This is a genomic window from Streptomyces sp. NPDC086766 (genome assembly GCF_044746005.1).
Taxonomy (GTDB): domain Bacteria; phylum Actinomycetota; class Actinomycetes; order Streptomycetales; family Streptomycetaceae; genus Streptomyces.
In genome coordinates this window covers 1-7,119 of the sequence record NZ_JBIVBI010000050.1, presented here as the reverse complement: position 1 = coordinate 7,119, position 7,119 = coordinate 1, and the positions used below count along the sequence as shown (strand labels likewise).

Below are 7,119 nucleotides of genomic sequence, written 5' to 3'. Positions count from 1 at the left end.
GCAGAATCCAACTCCGGCCCCGCCTGATCGACGGCTGCCTCACCGCCACCGGCCTGACTATCAACCCACCGACCCCACGCTGAAAACCTCAGTAGGAAAATGCCGCCTCCAGGCGGAGGACCGGGAACTTGCCGTCCACGGCGGCGTCAACGGCCCAGGTGACGCCGTACTGGTCCTGCCGGAGACCGTCAGCGCCACCAGCAGGGCGAGCTGGTGCTCGTCGGGGTCCGCGACCTCCTCGGCCCAGACCCGCTCCTCCTCGCCGGGAGTGAAGAACACGTGCAGCTCGCGCGCGGTGATCAGCCGCTTGAACCGCAGATAGGCGGTCCTCTCGATCGAGGTCATCCCGACCCCACTCGACGCCCAGTCCCACCCAGACGCCTCACGCGCCCGCGTGATCGTCCCCAGCCCACGAACCTGGAAAGATCAGAACACGGGAATCCGGGACACGAGTCCTTCCACGGTGGTAAGAGGGCAGCAGGGGGCGGGTCTTCAAGATCATTCCGTGGCGGCCCTCGGGTTCACCTTGGCTGGACCCCGCCGAGGCTCGCATCGCTCATCCCAAGGGGGTGGCCCCCCGATCACCGCGGAGGCAGGGGATGCGGGGATGCCGTCATTTGTCATCAACATCTGGACCTCGGGTGACCACCAGCTGCCTCCCGAACCAGTCGACAAACGCTGTTCCTAGAAACCAACGAAGCCAGCGCACAGTGCTGGTGCTGCCCCTGCGCACGGTCCGCTGCAGCTTCTGCCGCTCCTGCTCCGTCAATCTACGCACTCGGACCGGCTGTGCCATCCCGTCTCCCCGCACCGATCGGACGTGTCATCACATCCAACCGACACAAGGGCCGTGAGCACCAACTCGGCGAACCTATGCGGTCACAGCACTATAGGGCGCATATCGAGTCGTGATCATCGGGTGGTTCGGGTGAGGTCTTTGATCCAGATCATCGAGGCGCGCAGGTGGAGGCCCGCGAGGTAGCTGCCTGAGGTCTTGTCCTATCGGCCGGCGATGCCTCGCCGCAACCCACGACCTCTTGACACGCGGCAGGGCTCTACCTACATTCACAACCAATGGGTTGCACAAGGAGAACCTTGTAAAACGAAGAGGAGACCGGGATGGCCAGGACCATCGGCACACGGACCAAGAACTTCACCGCGGTCCTGAACCTCCCCGCCAGCCCCGACACCGTTTCGGCGCTCTTCACCTCCGCCGCCGGCGTCAGCCGCTGGTGGGGCCCGACCGAGGGCGATGGAGCAGTCGGCAGCACGCTCGTCACCAGCTTCGGCGACCACGGCGTCAACGCGATGCGCGTCCTCGAAGCCGGACCCACCCGCGTGGTCTGGGAGTCCATCGCGCCCGACGGGACCACACCCACCGGACACACGCAGGAGTGGCTCGGCACGACCATGGAGTTCGACATCATCCCCGCCGACACCGGCACTGAGCTCCACTTCCAGCATGCCGGTCTGACCCCGCAGCTCGAGTGCTGGGACTCCTGCGTCGCCGCCTGGACATACTTCATGGCGAGCATCGAGACCTTCGCCAAGACCGGCACCGGCACCCCGTTCGGGGCCTGAGACCTAGTCCGATGGCCGAGCCGAAGCAGTCGACGCCCGCGGCACCCGATGCGGTGCTGCGGGCGCTCGCCGACCCCAACCGCCGACAGATCCTGCGCCTCGTCCAGCACGCCGAGCTGCCCGCGGGCCAGATCGCGGCGAGCTTCACCCTCACCCAGCAGGCGGTCAGCCAGCACATCGGCGTGCTCAAACAAGCCGGCCTCCTCACCGAGCGCCGTGAGGGAACCCGCCGCCTCTACGCGCTGCGCCACGAGTCGCTCGAGCCGGTGCGCGAGCTGCTCTCCGAGCTCTGGCCCGACGCCCTCAGCCGCCTGAAGAAGGCCGTCGAGACGGACCATCCCCGACCACCGAAGAGGTAGCCGTGACCGCCGAGATCCGCAACGACGTCATCGTCGCGACCGAGCACATCAAGGCACCGCCCGAGGTTGTCTTCCCGTACTTCACCGACCCCGCGCTCATCGTCAAGTGGATCGGCGACCGGGCCGAGCTCGACCCGCAGCCCGGCGGCGTGTTCTCACTCGACATGGGCGAGGTCGTCGCCCGCGGTGCCTACATCACCGTCGAGCCGCCGTACCGCGCCGTGTTCACCTGGGGCATCCCCGGCAGCGACGCGCTGCCGCCCGGGGGATCGACCATCGAGGTCGTGCTGATCCCTGACGGCGACGACACGATGGTCGTACTCACGCACCGCAGCCTGCCGTCCGCCCACATCGGCAACCACCGCGCCGGCTGGGAGCACCGGCTCGGGCGGCTGCGCGTTGCGGCCGGCTGACCCAGCCGCATGGTGGTGGACGCCCGCGCCCGGACTCATCACGCTCATCGGTTCCTCCATGCACACACGGGCGCACTTCGCCGCTCTGGCCGACGCGGCACGAGCAGGTGTTCTGGCCCCTCGCATCGCCGCGCGCTTCCCGCTGACCTGTCTGCATGGTGCACAGCAGGCATTCGCCAAGACCCGTGGTGCCGGGAAGATCGTCATCAACATGAACGAACCGAGCGACGCCCCCGTCGAAGGGCCTACTGGCCAGGGCACTGGCTGACGTGCGGTCTGACGGCTACACACTGTCGCATCTGGGTTCGGGCACACCTGGTGCGGTCGCTGACCTGGGACCAGGGCATCGAGATGGCCTCCCACTGCTCCTTCACCCTCACCACCAACGTCCCGGTCTACTTCTGCGACCCGGCCAGCCCATGGCAGCGCGGCTCGAACGAGAACACAAACGGACTGCTACGGCAGTACTTCCCCAAGGCCACCGATCTCGCGGTCCACACCCGCGACCGCCTTGACGCCGTTGCCGCCGAACTCAACAGCCGCCCACGCAAAACGCTCGACTGGGAAACCCCAGCCGAGCGCCTGCATAAACTGCTCACGGCCTGATCAAACAACCGCGTGTTGCAACGACCCCTTGAATCCGCCCACACAGGTCAGAGGCCGTTCTCACTGCTCACGGAGCGGAGGCGGTGGGATTTGAACCCACGGTGACATCGCTGCCACGACGGTTTTCAAGATCACCGGTTTTCTCCCGGAGTGCGGCTTCCAGCCGGGCGCGGGCCTCGGTCTGAGCGGCGATCCGTTCGTTAAGGACCGCCAGCCGTTCCAGCGCGACCCGAAGCCCTTTGTCCGACGGCGGTGCGGCAGCCAGATCACCATCCAGGCACGGCAGGAACACGCGCACGTCGTCCAGGACGAGCCCGGCAGACAGCAGGTAGCGGATGTTGCGGACCCGCACCACCGCCCGCTCGTCATAGATGCGGTAGCCGTTGGAGGCCCGTTCAGAGCAGATCAACCCGACCTGCTCGTAGTGCCGCAGCGCACGAGCAGTCGTCCCCGTCGCCCTGGCCAAGTCACCGATCCGCACCCGTCCACCTCCCGGGCCACTCCTATCACGCCACGACGGCTCCGCCATCGACCGGGAGCACGACTCCGGTGACGAACGACGCGGCCGGCGCGGTGAGCTGCGTGATCGCCCAGGCCACCTCCTCGGGGCGGCCGATCCGGCCCAGCGGGGTGCGCGCCAGCTGCCACTGCCGTACTGCGGCCCTCCGCTCAGGCGTCAGACCCTGGTGCTCCCCGATAGGGGTGTCGATCGCGCCCGGGGCGACCGCCACCACCCGGATCCCACGGGGTGCCAGCTCGACCGCCCAACTGCGGGTCAATAGCTCCAGTGCGGTCTTGGTCGCCGCGTAGACCGAGCTGCCGGGCCAGGCCCGCTGCCCCACGGAAGTGCTGACATTGACGATCACTCCGCCTGACGTCTCGAGCAGCGGCAGCGCCGCCTGCGCCAGCAGAATGGGAGCGACGAGGTTGGTGGCGAGCTGAGCCGTGATGCTGTCCGGTGTCAGCGTGCCGAGGGCGCCGCTGCGCACGATGCCGGCGTTGTTGACCAGTACGTCCAACCGGCCGTATGTCTCCGCTACGGCCTGGACGATCCGCTCCGGCTCGCCCTCGGCGGTGATGTCAGTTGGCAGCAGCGTGATCCGGTTGTACCCGGCCGCGGTCTCCTTCAGAGGCTCGCTGCGTCGTCCGATCGCGACCACATGGGCGCCCTGGGCAGCAAAGGCACGGGCCGTTGCCCGGCCGATGCCGGTGCCGGCTCCGGTGACGGCGACGACTCTATTGCTCTGCGTGGCGATGCTGTTCATACCCGCCATCGTTCAACCCTGCCGCCAGCGGCAAGGTCAAGCTCTCTCCAGGCACACTGGTCACACCGCAGCTGCGCCGACGGCAACGCTGACGGCAACGACGATGGACGGCAGCAGCGTTCGGCAGCCCGGAACGGAAGCATCAAGGTTCCATCGGACCGCCCCGCCAAAGCTTGCCCGCATCTTCTAAGCGCTTGGCCGCAGGTTCGAGTCCTGCCGGGAGCGCCCCAATACTCCAGCTTGTAGATCGTGATCTGGCTGGTCGGTTGAAGCACGATGGATGTCCCATCTGCACGCTTGGCGTCGCCGGCAGCACGAGCAAGGTGCTCCAGCGACCCGCGATCTTCGCCTTCTCCCCTGTCCATCAGCTCAGTTGGAGCCTATGATCGCCAGCAAGGCGGGGTCGTAGCACAGAGGTAGTGCGCCGCGACATCATCTCGGAGGACGTCGGTTCGAATCCGACCGCCCCGCCCCTCCCACGGTTACGCACGCCGACCTGAATCCGCAGTCGGCGACCTCGGTAACCCAGTCCTTGCTCAGGTCACCCCTGACGAGCCGTCCGCGGTCACTGTCGAGCTTGCCCGCGAGGTTGCCGCGTCTGGCTCTTGCCGGTGCAGTTCCTCTGCTTCGATGCGGCCCGCAAGTAAGTAATGGAACATTACGGCCCCGGACGAGGACGGCGGGGACGTACCGGCATACCGGTACGCCGGGCCAGTTGCCCGTTCAGCAGCGTGTGGCTGTCGTCGTACACGTCAGGAGTGTGGACCTTCCAGCGGGTGGAAACTCAAGCTCCAGATTGCTCATCTGGGTTACCTAATTTAGATTAGCAATTATGGTGGATGAGGAATCCCTGGCTCGTGACCTGCGCCTGGGCATCGGGCGGGTCGCGCGCAGGCTGCGCCAGCTGTACACGCGCACGGACGACGGACTGTCCTTCCTTGAGCTCGCGGTGCTCCAGCGCCTGGCACGGACGGGACCCGCATCTCCCGGGAAGCTCGCCGAGGGCGAGCAGGTCACCTCCGCCGCGATCGCCCCGATCCTGCGCAGTCTGGTGGCCTCGGGGCTGGCCGAGAGGTCCCCCGACCCGGACGACGGACGCAAGGCCGTGGTGTCCATCAGCGACAGCGGACGAACCACCCTCGCGGCACGGGAAGCGGCCAGCATCACCGACATCCACCAGGCCCTCAACCATCTGACCCCCGCCGAGCGCCGCACCCTGACCGAGGCGGTGCCCCTACTCGAAAGGCTGGCCACCCTCCTGTGAACACACCCACCTGGACTCCACTCGAGAACGACACGGCCGCGTTCCTCGACGACTACGACACACGTGGCCGCGACGAGAACGCCGACCAAACGGGCAGCTTCGCCCCGAACTTCCTAGCCCTGGACCCCAACCGAGCCTCCGCCCTGACCCCCGCCGCCCTCGCGGCCGCCCTACCCATGCGCCGCCGCGCCTTCACCGCGGCGGGCATCGGCGACTTCACCCGGGCCGGCGCCCGCCAGATGCGCCTGGACGACCGCCACGTCCTGCTCGCCATCGACTGGGAGGCAGCCCACCAGCCCAGTCCCATCCCCGTCTCCGCGACTTTCCTCCTGCGCCAGGAAGACCACGGCTACGAAATCGCCCTCTACCTCAACCACACCGACCTGACCGCCCACCTGAACACCGCGGGGAGCACTTCATGACCAGCCCCGTCAGCGACGACGACATGCGCCGGGCCCTGGCCGCCACCAAGGCCTACACCGCGGTGATCCTCCATCAGGGCCCCGCCTACGGCACCCCCGACGCCGGCCCGGTCCTGTGGGAGCACGGCCGCCGCAACTTCGCCCTTCGTACCGACGGCACACTCAACATCGTGTGCCCCGTCGCCGACGACACCACCATTTGCGGCATCGGAATCATGGACACCGACATCGATACCGCTCGCGCACTCATCTCCGAGGACCCAGCCGTGAAAGCGGGCATCCTCACCTTTACCCTCCACCCAGTCCGCAGCTTCCCAGGCGACCGCCTGGCCTGACCCCAACAACTCAGCGACGGGCGTCACCTGGGGCCAGCAGGCCGGTGACGCCCGTAATGGCCTCCGCCCACGGCTTGAAGTACCGGCGGACGTTCTCCGCTCTCCTGTGCCGGGACTTGGCCATCAGCTCGGACGCGCCCTGCTCGCCGAGGTGCAAGCTGGAGTGGCTTGTGTCCGCAGAGGCCCTGTGCGGTGAGCTCGGGTCGCCATTGAAGAGGCCGCGCAGATAGGCTGGGGCCAGGCACTCCTGGCGCCGCACGCGGTGGCCAGAGAGGCGGACTACGGGTTCATCCGCATCCGGGCGAGCGACGGCGGCGAGGCCGACGTCTATACGAGCCCAGGCAGCATCATGATCAACCGCTTCACCTGGGGCGGCATTCTCGACATCGTCGCCGAGCTCGTCGAACGTCTCGAGGCTGTGATCCTCTTGCCGGAAGGGGTGGCCATCTTGGGTACCGCGGAGGGTCGCTCACACCTGCCAGTTGAGCTTCGGGCCGGCGCCGTCGTTGTCGACCTCAGCGGTGCGAACATCCAGGGCGTCATCGAGAGCGTTTGACGGCAACCTTGGCCTTGCCGGTCATCAGCGCAGCCTGCACAAGCGGTCGGTACAGCAGGAAAGTACAACACTCACGGCAACCGCCGCTGACCGCTACCGGGCCCAGGGGACCGGTTGAACAGTCATGCAGACCTCAGCGGCCGTCCCACCCATAGTTCGCATCGAGGGTGTCAGCGTGTCCCCCGCGTGCCCGTTCCGGCGGGAACACGCGGGGACTCACGGTGTGTCGGTGTGAGGTCTCAGGAGATGCTTGACCGTTTGTGCTCAGGACATGGGTGACACGTTCGGTTGAACGCCCGCCGTCTCCCGTCCCTCGGT

General features: G+C 67.3%; 11 protein-coding genes and 2 pseudogenes. 9 read left to right on the top strand and 4 right to left on the bottom strand.

Features of this window, described 5'->3' with window-relative positions; genetic code table 11:
- Window positions 1–60: 60 nt before the first annotated feature.
- Complete coding sequence (locus ACIPM1_RS33670) at window positions 61–345, bottom strand: hypothetical protein (RefSeq protein WP_402441158.1); 285 nt, start codon at window positions 343–345, stop codon at window positions 61–63.
- A gap of 774 nt (window positions 346–1,119) precedes the next feature.
- Between ACIPM1_RS33670 and ACIPM1_RS33665 the strand changes: the two genes are divergently transcribed.
- The 5 genes and pseudogenes from ACIPM1_RS33665 to ACIPM1_RS33645 all read left to right on the top strand — a co-directional run.
- Entirely contained in the window at window positions 1,120–1,581 is a 462-nt protein-coding gene (locus ACIPM1_RS33665; RefSeq protein ID WP_402441156.1) for an SRPBCC domain-containing protein, read from the top strand.
- An 11-nt stretch (window positions 1,582–1,592) separates the two neighbouring features.
- Window positions 1,593–1,940, top strand: a complete 348-nt coding sequence (locus ACIPM1_RS33660; protein WP_402441154.1) for an ArsR/SmtB family transcription factor — start codon at window positions 1,593–1,595, stop codon at window positions 1,938–1,940.
- 2 nt (window positions 1,941–1,942) lie between these two features.
- Entirely contained in the window at window positions 1,943–2,353 is a 411-nt protein-coding gene (locus ACIPM1_RS33655; RefSeq protein ID WP_402441152.1) for an SRPBCC family protein, read from the top strand.
- Between the two features lie 58 nt (window positions 2,354–2,411).
- On the top strand, window positions 2,412–2,621 hold the full coding sequence (locus ACIPM1_RS33650; RefSeq protein WP_402441160.1) for a hypothetical protein: 210 nt from the start codon (window positions 2,412–2,414) through the stop codon (window positions 2,619–2,621).
- Between the two features lie 47 nt (window positions 2,622–2,668).
- Window positions 2,669–2,959, top strand: a pseudogene (locus tag ACIPM1_RS33645) (IS30 family transposase); the annotation flags it as partial.
- Between the two features lie 67 nt (window positions 2,960–3,026).
- Here the strand turns inward: ACIPM1_RS33645 and ACIPM1_RS33640 are convergent.
- Both ACIPM1_RS33640 and ACIPM1_RS33635 read right to left on the bottom strand, forming a co-directional pair.
- Window positions 3,027–3,440: a MerR family transcriptional regulator gene (locus tag ACIPM1_RS33640; protein WP_402441150.1), complete on the bottom strand. Its 414-nt coding sequence runs from the start codon at window positions 3,438–3,440 to the stop codon at window positions 3,027–3,029.
- A 25-nt stretch (window positions 3,441–3,465) separates the two neighbouring features.
- Window positions 3,466–4,233: an SDR family NAD(P)-dependent oxidoreductase gene (locus ACIPM1_RS33635; protein WP_402441149.1), complete on the bottom strand. Its 768-nt coding sequence runs from the start codon at window positions 4,231–4,233 to the stop codon at window positions 3,466–3,468.
- An 823-nt stretch (window positions 4,234–5,056) separates the two neighbouring features.
- Here ACIPM1_RS33635 and ACIPM1_RS33630 point away from each other — a divergent pair.
- The 3 genes from ACIPM1_RS33630 to ACIPM1_RS33620 are packed head-to-tail and all read left to right on the top strand — an operon-like array spanning window position 5,057 to window position 6,245.
- On the top strand, window positions 5,057–5,488 hold the full coding sequence (locus tag ACIPM1_RS33630; RefSeq protein WP_402441146.1) for a MarR family winged helix-turn-helix transcriptional regulator: 432 nt from the start codon (window positions 5,057–5,059) through the stop codon (window positions 5,486–5,488).
- Window positions 5,485–5,910, top strand: a complete 426-nt coding sequence (locus ACIPM1_RS33625) for a hypothetical protein (protein WP_402441145.1) — start codon at window positions 5,485–5,487, stop codon at window positions 5,908–5,910. The genes ACIPM1_RS33630 and ACIPM1_RS33625 overlap by 4 nt, the downstream gene beginning before the upstream one ends.
- Window positions 5,907–6,245 (top strand): hypothetical protein, encoded by a 339-nt coding sequence (locus ACIPM1_RS33620; RefSeq protein ID WP_402441143.1) that lies wholly within the window; start codon window positions 5,907–5,909, stop codon window positions 6,243–6,245. Before ACIPM1_RS33625 ends, ACIPM1_RS33620 begins: the two co-directional genes overlap by 4 nt.
- 10 nt (window positions 6,246–6,255) lie before the next feature.
- Here ACIPM1_RS33620 and ACIPM1_RS33615 read toward each other — a convergent pair.
- Window positions 6,256–6,411 (bottom strand): annotated as a pseudogene (locus ACIPM1_RS33615) (site-specific integrase); the annotation flags it as partial.
- A 96-nt stretch (window positions 6,412–6,507) separates the two neighbouring features.
- Between ACIPM1_RS33615 and ACIPM1_RS33610 the strand changes: the two are divergent.
- The gene (locus tag ACIPM1_RS33610; RefSeq protein ID WP_402441141.1) at window positions 6,508–6,801 is read left to right on the top strand and encodes a hypothetical protein; all 294 of its coding nucleotides are present in this window, start codon (window positions 6,508–6,510) and stop codon (window positions 6,799–6,801) included.
- Window positions 6,802–7,119 lie beyond the last annotated feature (318 nt).

Excerpts from the sequence above, each read along its gene's own strand:
- ACIPM1_RS33660 (WP_402441154.1), top strand. The coding sequence starts at position 1,593 with ATGGCCGAGCCGAAGCAGTCGACGCCCGCGGCACCCGATGCGGTGCTG.
- ACIPM1_RS33670 (WP_402441158.1), bottom strand. The coding sequence starts at position 345 with ATGACCTCGATCGAGAGGACCGCCTATCTGCGGTTCAAGCGGCTGATC.
- ACIPM1_RS33635 (WP_402441149.1), bottom strand. The coding sequence starts at position 4,233 with ATGGCGGGTATGAACAGCATCGCCACGCAGAGCAATAGAGTCGTCGCC.
- ACIPM1_RS33620 (WP_402441143.1), top strand. The coding sequence starts at position 5,907 with ATGACCAGCCCCGTCAGCGACGACGACATGCGCCGGGCCCTGGCCGCC.
- ACIPM1_RS33665 (WP_402441156.1), top strand. The coding sequence starts at position 1,120 with ATGGCCAGGACCATCGGCACACGGACCAAGAACTTCACCGCGGTCCTG.
- ACIPM1_RS33630 (WP_402441146.1), top strand. The coding sequence starts at position 5,057 with ATGGTGGATGAGGAATCCCTGGCTCGTGACCTGCGCCTGGGCATCGGG.
- ACIPM1_RS33650 (WP_402441160.1), top strand. The coding sequence starts at position 2,412 with ATGCACACACGGGCGCACTTCGCCGCTCTGGCCGACGCGGCACGAGCA.